The sequence below is a fragment of the Nocardioides sp. CF8 genome (assembly GCF_000389985.1).
In the GTDB taxonomy this organism is placed as follows: Bacteria; Actinomycetota; Actinomycetes; order Propionibacteriales; family Nocardioidaceae; genus Nocardioides; species Nocardioides allogilvus.
This window is the reverse complement of record NZ_CM001852.1, coordinates 389,696-406,115: the sequence shown is the minus strand read 5'-3', so window position 1 is coordinate 406,115 and position 16,420 is coordinate 389,696. Positions and strand designations below refer to the sequence as shown.

Below are 16,420 nucleotides of genomic sequence, written 5' to 3'. Positions count from 1 at the left end.
CCGTCAGCGTCGCAGCTCAGCGAAAGACGCTCTGGCGTTCGCGCAACAGGGTGTAAAGGGTCTGCTGGATGGTCTCGCGCACCTGGTCGGTGACGTTGAAGACCAGCATCGGGTCGTCGGCCTCGACCGCGTCGTAGGAGTCGGTGCGGATCGGCTCGCCGAACTCGAGCAGCCACTTGGACGGCAGCGGCACCAGCCCGAGCGGTCCGAGCAGCGGGAAGAACGGCGTGATCGGGATGTAGGGGACGCCCAGCAGGCGGGCCAGCGACGGGATGTTGCCGACGAGGGGATAGATCTCCTCGGCGCCCACCACCGACAGCGGGATGATCGGCACGCCGGTGCGCAGCGCCGCGGACACGAAGCCGCCACGGCCGAAGCGCTGCAGCTTGTAGCGCTCGCTGAATGGCTTTCCGATGCCCTTGAAGCCCTCGGGCCACACGCCCACCAGCTCGCCACCGGACAGCATCCGCTCGGCGTCCTCGCTGCACGCGAGCGTCGCCCCGCCCTTGCGGGCCAAGGCGCTGACGACGGGCAGCTTGAAGACCAGGTCGGCGCCGAGGGGTCGCAGGAAACGACCCGTCTCGTCGTGGATCGACAACATGGTCATCAGGCCGTCGATGGGCACGGTGCCGGAGTGGTTGGACACGACGAGCGCGCCACCGGTGGTCGGGATGTTGTCGACACCACGGACCTCGACGCGGAACCACTTCTGCGCGATCGGGCGCAGCGCGGCCATGAAGAAGCGCTCGGTGATCTCGGTGTCGAAGCCGTACTCGTCCACGACGTACTCGCCCGAGAGTCGACGGCGCAGGAACGCCATCATCTCGGCCAGCCGGCGCTCCCACTGGTCGCCGAAGAGCTCGACGGCGGCGCCCTGGAAGGCCGAGAGCCAGTCCCCGATCGGGACGCCCGCGAGCGGGTGGCGCTCCTCGGTGGTGACGGCGGGGCGCGACGCGGTCCTCGACGGCCCGGACTCCCGGGTCGGTCGCGGAGTCACGGGCTCGGTCGCGGCGGGCGTCGTCGCTGCCGGCGTGGGCTCCACCTTCGACCCAACCTGGGGCACAGGCTTCGAGGCAGCCTTCTTGGCGGCGGGCTTCGGCGCCGGGCCGGCCAGGCTGCGCGCCGCCGCGGAGGGTCGTGCACGTCCGGTCCCGCGACCGGGACGGCCGCTGGTGCCGATCGGGATGATGTCGGCGTCGGACGGGTCGCGATCAGACACGGACTTCCCCCTTCGGAGGCGGAGCGAGCAGGTCGCCGCGCAGCGGGACCCCCATGGAGACGGCGAAGTCGGCGAACGCGGCTGCGGTGGAGTAGCGCGGCTCGAAACCGAGCTCCTCGCGCATGCGCGTCGTGTCGACGCCGCGGCCGTAGGTCAAGAAGGTGAGCTGCTCCGGCGAGAAGTCGACGACGCGGGCCTGTCGCAGCGCAGACCCGACGCGACCGAGGGCGAACGTCGGCATCGACACAGTCGGCTTGTTCAGCCGGCGGATCGCCTGGGTGAGCATGAGCATGCCGTCACCGGCGACGTTGAAGGTGCCGGAGATGTCGGAGACCGCAGCGTGCCGCAGCACGTCGAGCAGGTCGTCCTCGTGCAGGAACTGCAGCCGCGGATCGAAGCCGAGCACCCGCGGTATGACCGGCAGGCGGAAGTAGCTCGTCATCGGGCTGACGACGTGAGGGCCGATGACGTTGGCCGCGCGGATGGTCGTGACGTTGACGTCCGGACGCCGGCGCGCAAAGCCGCGGACATAGCCCTCGACCTCGTAGGTGTCCTTGGCATAGCCCGTGCTGGGCACCCGCTTGGGTCCCATGTCCTCGGTGAACATCGCGGGATCACGCGAGCTGGCGCCGTACATCGTGGTCGTCGACTTCACGACCAGGCTCTTGATCGTCGGCGACTTCTGGCACGCAGCGAGCAGCTGCATCGTGCCCATGACGTTGAGCTCCTTCATCGTGTTGCGACCGCCGGCCGAGCCGGGGGTCGCGATGACGCTCATGTGGACGACGGTGTCGATGTCGTCCTTCGCGAGCACCTTCGCGATGACGGGGCTGCGGATGTCGGCGCGCACGAAGGAGACGTCGCCGATGTCGCCGCGTGGCGGCACCACGTCGACGCCGATGACGCGGTCGATGGACGGGTCGCTGGCGGCAGCGCGCGCGAAGCGACGGCCGATGTCACGGGATATCCCGGTGACCAGCACGACCCGTCCCATGACGACAGGTGTTACTTGCCGAGCTTGCGACGCTGCACGCGCGTCTTCTTGAGCAGCTTGCGGTGCTTCTTCTTGGCCATGCGCTTGCGCCGCTTCTTGATGACAGAACCCACGGAAAGACCTTTCACGAACCTGCGCACACGCAAACGGATGCGCGCGCGGCGCACAGGCAGGTGCCCGCACGACCCGCACAGCCTACTGGGCAGGCTGGGAGGGCAAGAATCGGTGTCCGCCCAGCCTGCGCGCCGGAACTATCCGGCGTTGTAGAAGCTCTTGCGGAGGTACTCGTTGACGTCGTCCTCGGTCACGCGGAACGAGCGGCCGACGCGAACGGCCGGCAGCTCTGCGTTGTGGACGAGTCGGTAGACCGTCATCTTCGAGACGCGCATCTTGGATGCGACCTCAGCAATCGTCAAGAAGACGACGTCGGACATGTCTCCAGGCTTGTTGGGAGCCATCTGTGCACCATTCCTTCTGCGCAACGGCACCGGCTTCCCCACCGGTGTCACAAGTTCGTGGCGCTCTTTTCGCAAAGATAGGGCCAATGTGACCTGTGGGGAAGGGTGTGACTAGAGAAACTTGTGGGGCGCTCGGCGTGTCGGGTTGATCCGGGGCATCTCGAGTACGCCGACCGGCTCACGGATAGGGGTCGAGCCCGTGCAGCGGGAACACCTCGCTGCGGGTCGCCATGATCGCCCGGTCGAGCCACGTCTCGGGGTCGTAGCCCCCCGACCAGTCCCGGTAGGCCGGGTTGCGACCGTCGGTGAGGCGGTGCGGCGCCGTACGACCCAGGACGTCGAGGACGTGGTCACGCCAGGCCTGCGGGGTCTCGGTCGCCGGGTCGAGCGGCGCTCCGGCGACGATCGCCAACAGGTGGGTCCAGGCACGCGGCACGACCTCGACGAGGGCGTAGCCGCCCCCACCGGTGACGACCCACTTGCCGTCGCAGATCTCGTGCGCGAGCTCGTGCAGCGCGAGGTAGGCGGCGCGCTGGCCGTCGACGCTGAGCATCAGGTGGGCGAGCGGGTCCTCCATGTGGGAGTCACAGCCGTGCTGGGTCACGAGGACCTGCGGCGCGAACTCGCGCAGCACCGGCGGGACGATCGCGTGGAAGGCGCGCAGCCAGCCGCCGTCGGCCGTGCCGGGCGGGAGCGCGACGTTGACCGCGGTGCCCTCGGCGCCCTCGCCGCCAGAGTCCTGCGGGAACCCGGTGCCCGGGAAGAGCATCTGGCCGGTCTCGTGCAAGGAGATGGTGAGCACGCGCGGGTCGTCGTAGAAGATCTTCTCCACGCCGTCGCCGTGGTGCACGTCGACGTCGACATAGGCGACGCGCTCGACGCCGCTGTCGAGGAGGTGCTGGATCCCGACCGCGATGTCGTTGTAGATGCAGAAGCCGCTCGAGCGGTCGACCATCGCGTGGTGCAGGCCGCCGACGATGCTGGCGCTGTGCAGCGACTCACCGCTGAGCACCTGGCGGCAGGCCTCGACCGTGGCGCCGACGACGTGCGCCGCGGCGGTGTGCATGCCCTCGAAGACCGGGTTGTCGTCGCTGCCGAGCCCGTGCAACGGGTCCTCGCCACCGTCGATGCCCATGCGGGTGACGGCGGCGATCAGCTCGCGCGTGTGGACCGTGGCGATCAGGTCGTTGTCGGCCATCGGCGGGGGCACCACCGTCAGCCCGGCCAGGACACCGAGCTCCTCGGCCAGGCGCATCGTGAGGTCGACGCGGATCGGTGACATCGGGTGCGAGGGCCCGAAGTTGTATTCCGTCAGCGACGAGTCGAAGACGACCGACGCCGGTCCGGAGCACTCCACCATGCAGCCGAACCTATCCCCCGCAGGAGATCGTCGCCGGGACGGCTCGACAGACGACCAGAGGTGAACATGTTCAAGAGTGTCTCTAGGGTGGCGGCGTGACCCGATCCGCCAAGGCCGAGCAGACCCGCGCGAAGATCGTCGCGTCGGCGATGGACCTGTTCCAGACCTCGGGCTTCGAGGGCACGACGATGCGCGGCATCGCCGATGCCGCGGGCGTCTCGCTGGGCAGCGCCTACTACTACTTCGCTGGCAAGGAGCACCTGATCCAGGCATTCTACGCCCAGATGCAGGTCGAGCACCTCGAGGCCACGCGCACCGTGCTCGACACCGAGACCGACTTCGCGGCGCGCCTGCGCGGGGTGCTCACCGCGTGGGTGCGGGTCGCGGCGCCGTACCACGAATTTGCCGGCACCTTCTTCAAGAACGCCGCCGAGCCGACCAGCCCGTTGTCGCCGTTCTCCCCCGAGTCTGCCGAGGCCCGGGAGGCCAGCATCGCGATCTTCGCCGAGCTGCTCGCGGGCTCGGACCTCAAGGTCGCATCCTCGCTCAAGCCTCGCCTGCCCGAGCTGCTGTGGCTGCTGCACATGGGCGTCGTGCTGTTCTGGGTGCACGACCGCAGCGCCGGCCAGCAGCGCACGCTCGCGCTGATCGCCGGCCTCGTCCCACTGGTCGACAAGCTCGGCCGGCTCTCCCGCGTCCCCGTCGTGCGGGGGGTCGTCAACGACCTCGTCGCACTGCTCGACTCGCTGCGGGCCTGAGCCGATGCGCGCGGTGATCTTCGACCTCGACGACACCCTGGTCGACCACACCTCCGCGGCCCGGACGGCATGCGTCCAGTGGGCCCGCGGGCAAGGCCTGGCCGGCACGGACGACGAGCTCGCGGTGCGGTGGGCGGCGATCGCGACTCCTCATTACGAGCGCTACCAGCAGCGGGAGATCACCTTCGCCGAGCAGCGCCGGGCGAGGGTGCGGGAGTTTCTCCCCCACCTGGACCTCGCGATCGACGAGGCCGCGGACGAGGCCTTCCAGGGCTACGCCGAGGCCTACCACGCCAGCTGGGCCTGCTTCGCGGACGCCGTCCCCGCCCTGCGCCGGGTGCGCGGAGCGGGGCTTCTCGCCGCGGTCCTGACCAACGGCGACCACGCCCACCAGCGACTCAAGCTCGCGCGGGTCGGGCTCATCGACGAGGTCGACCAGGTGTTCACCTCCGACGAGTTCCCGTTCGGCAAGCCGGACCCAGCGCCCTTCATCGGCACCTGCGCGCGACTGGGCGTCGACCCGGCCGAGGCGCTGATGGTCGGCGACTCGCTGGTGGCGGACGTCCAGGGCGCCGTCGGTGCCGGCCTGCAGGCCCTGCTGCTGGATCGGCGGGACGAGCACCCCTCGCACTCGCCGCGGATCCGCTCGCTGGAGGAGCTGCGGTTCTGATCGCCGTACGACCTGGTCGTCGGACGTCACCCGGGACGTCCGACACCCCGGTCGCCGGGGCAGCCGGATCGTCGGACGTTGCGATCGGGGCGGCCCGGCGCGCTGGCCAGAGCCCCGGCGCCCATCGCTGTCGCGCTCCGATGAACTTCCACTCGCACGGGCGGAACTTCACACCGTCGGGCACGAGGCTGAGCGTGGACCTCGATGAACTTCCACTCGCTCGAGTGGAAGTTCAGGGCGAGGCTGGGCCCCCCGGCACAACGCTCAGCTGCCCTCGGCGAGCTCGCGCGAGCGGTTGCGGGCGGCCTCCATGGCAGCCAGGAAGGCAGCACGGACCTTGTGGATCTCGAGCTCGCGCAGGGCGGAAGCCGTCGTGCCGCCCGGCGAGGTGACCTGCTCGCGCAGGATCGCGGGGTGGGTGCCGGTCTCGCGGAGCATCTTGGCCGAGCCGTAGAGCGTCTGGATGACCAGCTCGGACGACGTCGCGCGCGGCAGCCCGAGGTGGACACCGGCCTCGATCATCGACTCGACGACGAAGAAGATGTAGGCGGGACCCGAGCCGCTGATCGCGGTGACCGCGTCCTGCTGCCTCTCCGGCACCCGCACGACGCGGCCGGTCGAGGCGAGCAGCGACTCGGCCTCGGCCAGGTGGGCGTCGTCGCAGTGCGAGCCGGGCGAGATGGCGGCCATGCCCTCGTCGACCAGCGCGGGGGTGTTGGGCATGACCCGCACGACCGCGATGCCCTCGGGCACCCGCGACTCGATGAAGGCGGTGGTGATGCCGGCGGCCAGGCTCACGATCAGCTGGCCAGGACGCAGCACCGGCGCGATCTCCTCGAGCACCGCGGCCATGTCCTGCGGCTTGACGACCAGCGCGACCGTGTCGGCCTTGCTGGCCGCCTCGATGTTGGAGACCACCGCGACGCCGTAGCGCTCCTCGAGCTCGTGGGCCCGCTCGGCGCGCTTCTCACCGACCATGAGGTCGTCGACACGGCGGCCCGCCCGGACGAGTCCGGAGAGCAGCATCTCGCCCATCACGCCGGCACCGATGATCGCTGTAGTCATGACTGCCTAACTCTTGGAGACGAGGGAGCGGAGGAAGAAGGTGAGGTTCTGCGGGCGCTCGGCCATCCGGCGCATGAGGTAGCCGTACCACTCCTGGCCGTAGGGGATGTAGACGCGCACCGTCTCGCCGGCGGCGGCCAGGCGCTTCTGCTCCTCGGGACGGATGCCGTAGAGCATCTGGAACTCGTAGGTGCCGACCCGGCGGCCGTAGCGGCTCGCGAGCGACGACGCTATCTGGATCATCCGCGGGTCGTGGCTGGCGATCATCGGGTAGCCCTGACCAGCCAGCAGCACCTTGAGACAGCGGACGTAGGACTTGTCGATGTCGATGCGCTCCTGGAACGCGACGGACTCGGGCTCCATGTAGGCGCCCTTGCACAGACGCACCCGCGAGCCCTCGTGGGCCAGCGCGCGGCAGTCGGCCTCGGTGCGGTGGAGCATCGCCTGCAGGACGGCACCCGTCTCGGGGAAGTCCTTGCGCAGCTCGTGCAGGATCGCCAGCGTCGAGTCGGTGGTGGTGTGGTCCTCCATGTCGAGGGTGACCGTGGTGCCGGCGTTGCGCGCGGCGCGGCAGATCTCGCGCGCGTTCTCCAGCGCGATCTTCTCGCCGTTGTCGGGGAGCGCCTGGCCGACGGCGGAGAGCTTGACGCTCACCTCGGCCTTGCTGGCCAGCCCGCGGTTGGCGAGCTCGGCGAGCAGCTCCTTGTAAGCGGCCACGGTGGCCTCGGCCTGCGCGAGGTCCAACGTGTCCTCGCCGAGGAAGTCGAGGGTGACGCGAAGGCCGTCGTCGATGAGGCCGGAGGTGGCGTCGACGGCCGCCTCCGTGGACTCCCCGGGGACATAGCTGGTGACGATTCCTGAAGAGACCGGCATGGTGCTGACGAGCTTCTTCACCTTGTCGCTCTTGGCAAGAAGGAGGATCGGTTGGCGGAGCAGTGACATGGCGCACAGGCTACGCCGACCGACCTCGCCGGGCCGAGCCAGCCTGCTTCATTCCGTACGGCGCCGCAGGGTCGCGGCACCGAGCGCCAGCCCCGCGAGGGCGAACCCCAGGACCACCCCGACATCGCCCCAGACGACCGCTTCGTCGGCCGTCCCGACCAGCTCCTGCATGGCGTCCACGGCATAGGACAGCGGCAGGACCCCGCTGATCACCTCGAGCACCCGCGGCAGGCTGTCGCGGGCCACGAACAGCCCGCACAGCAGGATCTGCGGGACCACGACGAGCGGCATGAACTGGACGGCCTGGAACTCGGTGGCCGCGAACGCACTGACGAACAGGCCCAGCGCCGTACCGAGCACGGCATCGACGATCGCGACCACGCCCAGCAACCAGACCGGCCCGTTGACGTCGAGCCCGAGCAGGCCGACGCTGACCGCGACCGCGAGGGCGGACTGCACCGCCGCGATGGCGCCGAAGGCGACGGCATAGCCGAGCAGGAAGTCGAGCTTGCCCAGCGGCATCGACAGCAGGCGCTCGAGGGTGCCGCTGCTGCGCTCGCGCAGGGTGGTGACGCTGGTGACCAGGAACATCACGATGAACGGGAAGAGCGCGAGCAGGCCCGGGCCGAAGCGGTCGAAGGCCGCGCCGGGCAGGTCGGCGAACATCCACCAGAGCAGGGTGATGAGCAGGCACGGCAGCACGAGCAGCATGGCGAGCGTGCGGTGGTCGCGGCGGATCTGGGTGAGCACGCGACCGGCGACGGCGAGGGTCCTCATGAGACGGCCTCGCCCTCGACGATGCGCAGGAAGGCGTCCTCGATGTCGCGGGCGTCGCCGCGGATCTCGCTCGGGGTGCCGTTGGCGATGATCCGGCCCTCCCGCATGAGCAACAGCCGGTCGCAGCGCTCGGCCTCGTCCATGACGTGGCTGGAGACGAGCACGACCCTGCCGGCGTCGGCGAGGCGGTGGAAGAGCGCCCACAGGTCGCGGCGGAGCACGGGATCGAGCCCGACCGTGGGCTCGTCGAGGACGAGCACGTCGGGGTCGCCGAGGAGCGCGACGGCCAGGCTGGCTCGCGCCCGCTGGCCGCCGCTGAGGCTGCCGACGACCTGGTCGCGGTGGCTGTCGAGGTCGACGGCCGCGACGGCCCGGTCGATGGCCTCGTCGATCGCCGCGACCCCGAGCACCCGGGCGAAGAAGCGCAGGTTCTCCGCGACCGAGAGGTCGTCGTACACGCTCGCGGCCTGGGTGACGTAGCCGACGCGGTCGCGCAGCGGCTTGGAGCCGGCGGGCCGGCCGAGGACCTCGACGCTGCCGGAGCGGACCTGCTGGACGCCGACGACCGCACGCATCAGCGTCGACTTCCCGCAGCCGCTGGGCCCCAGCAGACCGGTGACGCCCGCGCCGACCTCGAGCGAGATGCCGGGCAGCACCTCGCGTCCCCCACGCACGACCCTCAGGTCGGTGATGACGATGTTATTCATCATGTGTTGAATTGTGCTCGCGGGACGAGCGCCCGTCAAGCGTCGGGCAGCTCGCCGGTGAGATAGCGCTGGAGGGTGGGCGCACAGGTCGCCCGGACGACGTCCGCCGGCAACGACGCGAGCGGCTCCACCCGGAGGACGTAGCGCAGCAGGATCAGGCCGATCATCTGGCTCGCGACCAGCGTCATGCGGTGCTCGGGGCGGTCGAGGCCGAGCCTCGCCCCCACCGGCTGGACCACCACCGGCAAGAAGCCCTCCGCCAGCAGCCGGTCACCGCCGGGCTCGAGCATCCGGCGCGCCACGGCCCGCAGGGCCGGCTGCAGCGCTGGGTCCTCCCACACGCCCAGGAAGGCGGCCAGGAAGCGGTCGGCCGCGTCCTCGACGGGGCCCTCGACCACGCGTGCGATGACCTCGCGCGGGTCGACGGGCAGCGCCATCGCGGCGAGGAAGAGGTCGTCCTTGGTGCCGAAGAAGTGGTGCACCAGCGCGGGGTCGACACCGGCGGCCGCTGCGACGGCGCGGATCGTCGTACCGCGAAAGCCGTGCTCCGCGAAGGACGTCCGGGCAGCGGCCAGGACGGCCGCGCGGGTGTCGGAGGCGCCGGGGCGGCGACCGCGAGCCATCAGCGCATCAGTTCGTTCGTACGGCGAAGTGCTCGCGCGCGAAGGCCAGGGAGGCCGCCAGGTCGGCGATCCGCTCGTCGCGGGTGCTGCAGCGTCGGGTGTTGATCTCCAGGATGATGTGACCGGCGAAGTCGCGCTCGGCGAGGTGGCCGAGGAACTCGCCGGCACGCATCACCCCGCGGCCGGGCACGAGGTGCTCGTCCTTGGCCGAGCCACTGCCGTCGGTGAGGTGGACGTGGCGCAGCCGGTCGCCGAGCCGGTCGGCCATCTCGATCACGTCGGAGCCGGCGATCGCCGCGTGGGAGAGGTCGATGGTGGTGTTGGCGTAGTTGTGCTGGCTGGGGTCCCAGCTCGGGAGGTACATCTCCATCCCGCGGCGCGAGGACGCCCGCCACGGATACATGTTCTCGACGGCGAAGGCGATGCCGGTCGAGCTCTCGAGCGCGGCGATGCCGTCGACGAAGCCGGCGGCGTACTCCCGCTGCCAGCGGAAGGGCGGGTGCACCACGACCACGTCGGCACCGACCTCGAGGGCGAGGTCGGCGGAGCGCTCGAGCTTGCCCCACGGCTCGGTGCCCCACACGCGCTGCGTCCACAGCAGGCAGGGAGCGTGGATCGCGCACACCGGCATCTCGTGGTGGTCGATGAGCTGCTTGATCGCCGACGTCTGCTGGGACAGCGAGTCGATGCCGACCATCACCTCGACGGCGTCGTAGCCGAGCTGCGCGGCATAGCCGAAGGCGTGGGCGGTCGACTCGGGATAGACCGAGGCGGTGGAGAGGCCGATCAAGGTCACGTCGGGCTCAAGACTGAGATCTGGTCGATCCGCTCCAGGATGACGCCCTCACGCAGCGCCCACGGGCAGATCTCCAGCGCGGGCAGGTCGAAGATGTCCATGCAGGCCTCGGCAACGAGCGCGCCGGGGACGATCTGGTGGGTGCGGCTGGGCGAGACACCGGGCAGGTGCGCGAGCTCGTCGCCGGTCAGGGCGATGAGCTTGGGGATCCACTCCGCGAGCGTGGCGCGCTCCAGCACGCGCGGCACCAGCGCACCCTCGCCGCTGGGCGCCGCACCGCAGATCCGCGCCAGCGAGCGGAACGTCTTCGAGGTGGCCGCCGCCCGGTCGGGGGTGCCGGGACGGAGCAGGTGACCGGCATTGTCGGCGATGTCGGCGCGGATCTGGCGGCGCAGCCGACGCACTGCTTCCTCGTCGGGCCGGTCGCCGCCGAACCAGGTGCGGGCCAGGCGCGCAGCGCCGAGCGGCAGCGACCAGGCGACGTCGGGGGCCTCGTCGGAGCCGCCGGCGATCTCCAGCGAACCACCGCCGATGTCGAAGACGGCCAGCCGGCCGGCAGACCAGCCGAACCAGCGGCGTACGGCGAGGAACGTCAGCCGGGCCTCGTCCTCTCCGGAGAGCACCGCGAGGTCGACCCCGGCGACGCGCCGGACGTGCTCGAGCACGTCGTCGGCGTTGACGGAGTCGCGGACCGCGGAGGTGGCGAAGCCGAGCATGTCGGCGCAGCCCTTGTCCTCGGCGACCCGCACGGCCGAGGCGCAGAAGTCCGTCAGCGCGTCGATGCCCTGCTGGGTGACGGCGCCGCGCTCGTCGAGGTGCTCGGCCAGCCGGAGCGGCTCCTTGTGCGAGAAGGCCGGGAGCGGCGCGGCGCCACCGTGCGCATCGACCACGAGGAGGTGACCGGTGTTGGAGCCGATGTCGAGGACGCCCAGGCGCATGGGACCAAACTACTAGGCAAGGTGCCCGCCCGTAGGATCGTCCAGTGCCCGAAGTCGATCTCGTCTTTCCCCGTGCGTACGTCGAGTTCGCCGACCCGGCGGACGACGAGCAGGTCTTCCGCTGCGACCTGACGTGGCTGACGTCGAGCTTCATGTGCATCTTCGGCCAGGGCTGCCAAGGGATCTATGCCGACGCCCCCGACACCGGGTGCTGCACGCTCGGTGCCCACTTCGCCGACAAGGACGACGAGTCGCGGGTTGCGGGCTTCGTCGCCCAGCTGACCCCGGAGCAGTGGCAGTTCCACCCCGGGCGCACCGCCACGAAGGCGGACTGGGTGGAGAAGGATGACGACGGGGAGCGCAAGACCCTCACCCGTGAGCACGACGGGCAGTCGGCGTGCATCTTCCACAACCGCGCAGACTTCAGCACCGGGGCGGGTTGTGCGCTGCACGGCCTGGCGCTGGAGCAGGGTCGCAACCCGCTCGAGACGAAGCCCGACGTCTGCTGGCAGCTGCCGATCAGGCGCACGTTCCGCACCGTCGAGCGCCAGGACGGGACCTCCTACACCGAGGTCGCGATCGGTGAGTACGACCGCCGCGGCTGGGGTCCGGGCGGCCACGACCTCGACTGGTACTGCTCCGGCAACACCGAGGCGCACGTCGCGCTCGAGCCCGTGTTCGTCACCCACGAGGCGGAGCTCACCGAGCTGATGGGCAAGGACGGATACGTCGAGCTCGTGCGCCACTGCGAGGCACACGTGCGTTCGCGCTCCGCGCTGGCGCTGCATCCCGCCGATCCACGCTGACCGAGTTTTCTCGACGTCAAGACAACCCGACCCCCCTGTCCGGCCCTCGCGGCCAGCGGGGTCAGAATGCCTGCATGCGCCTGGACCATCTTTCTTTCGCAGCCGGACCTGATGGCCTCGCCAGCACCGCCCAGCGCATCGGGGGCCTGCTCGGCAAGGACTTCATCGACGGTGGAGTGCACCCACGCTTCGGCACCCGCAACATGATCCTGCCCCTGGACGGAGGCACCTACCTCGAGATCGTCGAGGTCCTGGACCACCCGGCCAGCGACAAGGCTCCCTTCGGGCAGGCCGTGCGTGCGCGCTCGGCTGCCGGCGGCGGCTGGCTCGGCTGGGTCGTGGCGATCAACGACATCACCGCGGTCGAGCAGCGCCTCGGTCGCGACGCCGTCAAGGGCAACCGCCACCTGCCGACCGGCGAGGAGCTGCTCTGGAAGCAGATCGGCGTCAACGACCTGATGGCCGACCCGCAGCTCCCGTTCTTCATCCAGTGGGAGTCGCCCGACGCGATGCACCCGAGCACGGGCGCCGACACCGACTTCGCGCTCGCGACGCTCGAGATCGCCGGCGACCCGCAGCGGGTCAGCGAGTGGCTCGGCGAGACCGTCGAGGCACCGCTCGAGGACGTCAAGGTCGAGTGGGTCGCCCCCAACGGCACCCCCGGCATCCTGGCCGCGCAGTTCCAGACCCCGTCGGGTCTGGTCCGGATCTGACGCTCCCCCCGGCATGACGCGCCCTCCGCGGATCGAGGGCGCGACCCCGTCGCCGAACATCTGGCACCACCCGGCGACCTACGAGCTCGAGAACCGCGCGGCCGATCCGCACGGACGGATCGAGGCCGCGATGGCCTCGGTGGCGCCCTGGGACGGGCTGCGCTTCGCCGACATCGGCTGCGGCTCGGGTTTCCACCTCCCCCGCTGGGCTGCGAGCGCCACCTCCGTCATCGGCGTGGAACCGCACCCTGACCTCGCGCGGCTGGCGCAGCGCCGTACCCGCCGGCTGGGCAACGTCACTGTCTCGGTCGGTACGGCGCAGGCCCTCCCGGTCCCGGACGCGTCGGTCGACGTCGCGCACGCGCGCTGGGCCTACTTCTTCGGCCCCGGGTGCGAGCCGGGGCTGGTCGAGCTCGACCGGGTGATGGCGCGCGGCGGGACGGCGTTCGTCATCGACAACGACGGCTCGCGCTCGACCTTCGGGTCGTGGTTCCGCCGGGGCTATCCGATGGTCGACCCTTCCGCTGTCGAGACCTTCTGGTCTCTGCGTGGGTGGACGCGCATCCCGGTCGACATGGGGTGGTCGTTCTCGTCGCGAGCAGACCTCGAGGCCGTGGTGCGGATCGAGTTCACGCCGGAGCTGGCCGAGGAGATCATCGCGTCGCACGAGGGCACCGACGTCGACTACGCCGTCAACGTGTGGTGGCGTGACTACTGACCGGTGAAGGTCACCTCTGACGTTCCCCACACCTCGCCGCTCACCATGAGGTGCTGCAGGTCGCCAGCTCGTTCGCAGGTGCCGGTCGACATCGTGCAGCGCACGATCTGGAGCTGCTGCTTGACCGGCTCACTCACCGTGTAGGCACCCATCCGCTGATCGACCAGAGCCAGCAGGAAGCTGTCGTTGCTCTCCCACCCAGCGTTGCCCATCCATCCCTCGCCGTTGGACACCAGGTCGCGTGGGATGTCGACCTCGGTGAAGCCATCGTTGCTCAGGTTCCAGACCCGCGGCAGGTGATCGGTGAGCAACCATCGGCGATCGGGAGACACGTCCACGGCTTCGGACAGGTAACTGCCCATGCACCCGGTGCCCTGCTCCTGCCAGGCAGCGCCAATGAGCCAGAAGGACGTGGTGCAGGTGTTGGCCTTCTCGGTGTAGTCGTAGGAGATCGCAAAGTCGGCGGGGCCACCTTGGGGGATGTGGCTGTCGGTGGGCGGTTCGATTTCGACCGTGGTGCCGTCGCCCTTGAGTAGCCAGGTGGTGCCCCAGCCCTTCGTCGTGGGCGAGCCCCGGTAGACGAGACCTTGGTCGGTGAAACCGTTGAGCCGGATCGACTGGTCGTGGCCGGGATCTGCGATCGGCTCGTAGGCCGGGTTGTGCGGGATCTCCGTCGTGTCCAGCGTTGCGAGGTCCACCACGCGATCGCCGTAGGCGACCTGGGATCCGTCAGGCGAGACGGCAATGGTGGCGTCGGCCGAGCCGTCGCCGAACGGCGCGGCCGGGAGCGTCCGAATCGATCCGTCGGATGCCAGCACCGCGGGCGCGAGAGCGTTCTCCATCGGGGCGAGGGCGACAACCCAGCCGCCGCGGGCTCGCTGCGGCGCGACGACCGTGGCGATTCCCTCGGGCAGCGGCACCACGGTGTCGCCGTCGCGAAGGCCACCCTCGCCGTAGTAGGGGAGCTTGGCGTTGGCGCCCTTCGGCAACCTCTGTGCCCACGCCATCGCGGCGTCGAAGCGCTGTCCACCATTGGCCACCTGACCCTCGCGAGCCGTGGGCGAGTCGGGGATCACGAACGTGCTCCCGACGGCGATGACCCCGGCAGCAGCAAGCACGCCCGCGGCGTTCCGACGACGGCGCCGCGCACGTCCTCGCCTCATCACGGTCCGGGCGAAGGCGGGCGGGGCGGTCGTGTCGTCGACGGCCGAGTGGAGGCGGTCACGGATCTGGGAGTCGATGCTCATCGGTTCAGTCCTGTCGCGTGGAAGGTGGCGGGGTCGGCGCAGAGCTCGCGCATCAGGGCGACGCCGCGTGAGGCATGGGCCTTGACCGTGCCGGTGCTGCAGCCGAGGGTCTCGGCGATCTGCACCTCGGACTGGTCCTCGTAGTAGCGCAGCACCAGCACCGCGCGCTGGCGCGGCGACAGGGCGGCGAGCAGGCCCCAGACCGCGTCGCGGTCCTCGGGTCCGGCGGGGACGGTGACCGTCTCGGGCACCTCACCGGTGAGCACCTCGCCGCGACGCTGGCGGCGACGGGTGCGGTCGATCGCCGCGCGGGTCATGATCGAACGGACGTAGGACTCCTGGGCCTCGCGTCGCTTGATGCGGGGCCAGGCGACGTACGCCCTCTCCAGGGCGGTCTGCACGAGGTCCTCGGCGGCATGCCGATCTCCCGCCGACAGCAGTCGCGGGGTCCGCAGCAGGGCAGCGGAACGCGCATCGACGAAGGCGACGAAGTCGTCATCGCGTCTGGCCACAGGGTCTCCTCGGTTCGTGGATCTCTGTGACTAGGGACGACGTGCAGCCGCGCTGGGTTGACGCCGGAGTCAGCTGGATCCGCGGACGGCCAGGGTCGGGGTGAGCAGCACGCCCTGCGCGGGCGGCGGGAGGTGGCCGAGCAGCGACTCGAGGGCGCGCACGATCTGGACCGCGACGTCCTCCAGCGGCTGGCGCACCGACGTCAGCCCGACGGGGAACACCTGCGCCACCTGGGAGTCGTCGAAGCCGACGACCGCGATGTCGCGACCGGGCGCGAGCTGGCGGATCCACAACGTGTGCAGCACGCCCATGGCGAGCGTGTCGGAGGCGCAGACGAACGCGGTCGGAGCCGACTCGTCGAGGAGTACGGCGGCGGCCTCTGCGCCGCTCTGGACGGTGTCCTCCACCCGGGACGCGAGACCGGTGGTCGGGTGGCCCGCCTCGTGCATCGCGGCGAGCCAGCCCGCGCGCCTGTCCTCCCCGATGGGTGAGTCCTTGCGCCAGCCGATCCACGCGATCCGGCTGTGCCCCTTCTCGATGAGGTGGTCGGTGGCCAGGCGGGTGCCGGCGGCGCCGTCGACGTCGACCCACGGGTGGGTGGCGTGCGGCTGGTCCCAGGGACGCCCGAACGCGACGAACGGCGCCCGCTGCTCGCTCAGCCACGCGGCCTGCGGGTTGCCGAGGTAGGTGTCGGTGACGACGAACGCGTCGACAGCGGTGGCGCGGAGCAGGTGGTCGTAGCCGCCGACCGGGTCGTCGTTGTCGCCGGCGAAGAGCAGGACGTGGTAGCCGGCCTCGGCCGACGTGTCGACGAGCGTGTGCAGGAAGCGGTCCATCATCGCGTTGGCCGTGCCCTCCTGGGCGGGCTGGACGCGCAGGCCGATCAGCTGCGAGCTGCGGGTGCGCAGGTTGCGGGCCGCACGGTTGGGCGAGTAGCCCATCTCGTCGATCGCCTCACGCACGCGCTCGAGGGTGTCGGGACGCAGGAGGTCGGGGTTGTTGACCGCGTTGGAGACCGTCTGGCGCGAGACACCGGCGCGCTCCGCGACGTCGGCGAGCGTCGGCGGAGACACCGGGATGAACCCGGGTCCGCGCGGCTCCGTGCTCGACATCGCT

The 16,420-nt window shown here is 70.5% G+C and carries 20 protein-coding genes; 5 read left to right on the top strand and 15 right to left on the bottom strand.

The annotated features are described in order from the left end of the window. Positions 1–16 precede the first annotated feature (16 nt). The 5 genes from CF8_RS01965 to CF8_RS01950 all read right to left on the bottom strand — a co-directional run bounded on the left by CF8_RS01965 (position 17) and on the right by CF8_RS01950 (position 4,031). Positions 17–1,219 carry a lysophospholipid acyltransferase family protein gene (locus tag CF8_RS01965; RefSeq protein WP_010831461.1) on the bottom strand — a complete coding sequence of 401 codons (1,203 nt, stop codon included), beginning with the start codon at positions 1,217–1,219 and terminating at the stop codon, positions 17–19. Next, entirely contained in the window at positions 1,212–2,213 is a 1,002-nt protein-coding gene (locus CF8_RS01960; RefSeq protein WP_010831460.1) for an NAD-dependent epimerase/dehydratase family protein, read from the bottom strand. Before CF8_RS01960 ends, CF8_RS01965 begins: the two co-directional genes overlap by 8 nt. An 11-nt stretch (positions 2,214–2,224) precedes the next feature. Beyond that, complete coding sequence (locus CF8_RS21315; protein WP_008356322.1) at positions 2,225–2,326, bottom strand: 30S ribosomal protein bS22; 102 nt, start codon at positions 2,324–2,326, stop codon at positions 2,225–2,227. Between the two features lie 138 nt (positions 2,327–2,464). Beyond that, positions 2,465–2,647, bottom strand: a complete 183-nt coding sequence (locus CF8_RS01955) for a helix-turn-helix domain-containing protein (protein ID WP_269634805.1) — start codon at positions 2,645–2,647, stop codon at positions 2,465–2,467. Positions 2,648–2,849: 202 nt separating this feature from the next. Further along, entirely contained in the window at positions 2,850–4,031 is a 1,182-nt protein-coding gene (locus tag CF8_RS01950; RefSeq protein WP_010831459.1) for an acetoin utilization protein AcuC, read from the bottom strand. A gap of 95 nt (positions 4,032–4,126) precedes the next feature. On the opposite strand from CF8_RS01950, the gene CF8_RS01945 reads away from it, so the two are divergent. Continuing rightward, positions 4,127–4,789 (top strand): TetR family transcriptional regulator, encoded by a 663-nt coding sequence (locus CF8_RS01945; protein WP_010831458.1) that lies wholly within the window; start codon positions 4,127–4,129, stop codon positions 4,787–4,789. A gap of 4 nt (positions 4,790–4,793) precedes the next feature. Then, positions 4,794–5,459, top strand: a complete 666-nt coding sequence (locus CF8_RS01940) for an HAD family hydrolase (RefSeq protein ID WP_010831457.1) — start codon at positions 4,794–4,796, stop codon at positions 5,457–5,459. 264 nt (positions 5,460–5,723) lie between these two features. On the opposite strand, the gene proC is transcribed toward CF8_RS01940, so the two are convergent. Genes proC through CF8_RS01905 form a run of 7 tightly spaced genes read right to left on the bottom strand, consistent with a single transcriptional unit; the run spans position 5,724 to position 11,307 of the window. Then, the gene (proC, locus tag CF8_RS01935; RefSeq protein WP_010831456.1) at positions 5,724–6,524 is read right to left on the bottom strand and encodes a pyrroline-5-carboxylate reductase; all 801 of its coding nucleotides are present in this window, start codon (positions 6,522–6,524) and stop codon (positions 5,724–5,726) included. Between the two features lie 6 nt (positions 6,525–6,530). Next, the gene (locus CF8_RS01930; protein WP_010831455.1) at positions 6,531–7,466 is read right to left on the bottom strand and encodes a proline dehydrogenase family protein; all 936 of its coding nucleotides are present in this window, start codon (positions 7,464–7,466) and stop codon (positions 6,531–6,533) included. A 48-nt stretch (positions 7,467–7,514) separates the two neighbouring features. Beyond that, positions 7,515–8,243, bottom strand: a complete 729-nt coding sequence (locus tag CF8_RS01925) for an ABC transporter permease (protein ID WP_010831454.1) — start codon at positions 8,241–8,243, stop codon at positions 7,515–7,517. Next, positions 8,240–8,953 (bottom strand): ABC transporter ATP-binding protein, encoded by a 714-nt coding sequence (locus CF8_RS01920; RefSeq protein WP_010831453.1) that lies wholly within the window; start codon positions 8,951–8,953, stop codon positions 8,240–8,242. The genes CF8_RS01925 and CF8_RS01920 overlap by 4 nt, the downstream gene beginning before the upstream one ends. A gap of 32 nt (positions 8,954–8,985) precedes the next feature. Then, positions 8,986–9,573, bottom strand: a complete 588-nt coding sequence (locus CF8_RS01915; protein WP_010831452.1) for a TetR/AcrR family transcriptional regulator — start codon at positions 9,571–9,573, stop codon at positions 8,986–8,988. A gap of 7 nt (positions 9,574–9,580) precedes the next feature. Continuing rightward, positions 9,581–10,369: a sugar phosphate isomerase/epimerase family protein gene (locus tag CF8_RS01910; RefSeq protein WP_010831451.1), complete on the bottom strand. Its 789-nt coding sequence runs from the start codon at positions 10,367–10,369 to the stop codon at positions 9,581–9,583. Next, the gene (locus CF8_RS01905) at positions 10,366–11,307 is read right to left on the bottom strand and encodes a Ppx/GppA phosphatase family protein (protein WP_010831450.1); all 942 of its coding nucleotides are present in this window, start codon (positions 11,305–11,307) and stop codon (positions 10,366–10,368) included. The genes CF8_RS01910 and CF8_RS01905 overlap by 4 nt, the downstream gene beginning before the upstream one ends. Before the next feature lie 44 nt (positions 11,308–11,351). Between CF8_RS01905 and CF8_RS01900 the strand changes: the two genes are divergently transcribed. From CF8_RS01900 to CF8_RS01890, 3 genes are all read left to right on the top strand, one after another. Continuing rightward, a complete protein-coding gene (locus CF8_RS01900; RefSeq protein WP_010831449.1) occupies positions 11,352–12,113 on the top strand; it encodes a hypothetical protein in 762 nt (253 codons plus the stop codon). Between the two features lie 74 nt (positions 12,114–12,187). Then, a complete protein-coding gene (locus CF8_RS01895; RefSeq protein WP_010831448.1) occupies positions 12,188–12,826 on the top strand; it encodes a VOC family protein in 639 nt (212 codons plus the stop codon). Between the two features lie 13 nt (positions 12,827–12,839). After that, the gene (locus CF8_RS01890) at positions 12,840–13,544 is read left to right on the top strand and encodes a class I SAM-dependent methyltransferase (RefSeq protein WP_010831447.1); all 705 of its coding nucleotides are present in this window, start codon (positions 12,840–12,842) and stop codon (positions 13,542–13,544) included. On the opposite strand, the gene CF8_RS01885 is transcribed toward CF8_RS01890, so the two are convergent. The 3 genes from CF8_RS01885 to CF8_RS01875 form a co-directional block, all read right to left on the bottom strand. Continuing rightward, positions 13,538–14,791 carry a hypothetical protein gene (locus tag CF8_RS01885; protein WP_010831446.1) on the bottom strand — a complete coding sequence of 418 codons (1,254 nt, stop codon included), beginning with the start codon at positions 14,789–14,791 and terminating at the stop codon, positions 13,538–13,540. The genes CF8_RS01890 and CF8_RS01885 overlap by 7 nt on opposite strands. After that, positions 14,788–15,303: a SigE family RNA polymerase sigma factor gene (locus CF8_RS01880; RefSeq protein WP_010831445.1), complete on the bottom strand. Its 516-nt coding sequence runs from the start codon at positions 15,301–15,303 to the stop codon at positions 14,788–14,790. The genes CF8_RS01885 and CF8_RS01880 overlap by 4 nt, the downstream gene beginning before the upstream one ends. A gap of 69 nt (positions 15,304–15,372) precedes the next feature. Continuing rightward, the gene (locus CF8_RS01875) at positions 15,373–16,416 is read right to left on the bottom strand and encodes a LacI family DNA-binding transcriptional regulator (protein WP_010831444.1); all 1,044 of its coding nucleotides are present in this window, start codon (positions 16,414–16,416) and stop codon (positions 15,373–15,375) included. Positions 16,417–16,420 lie beyond the last annotated feature (4 nt).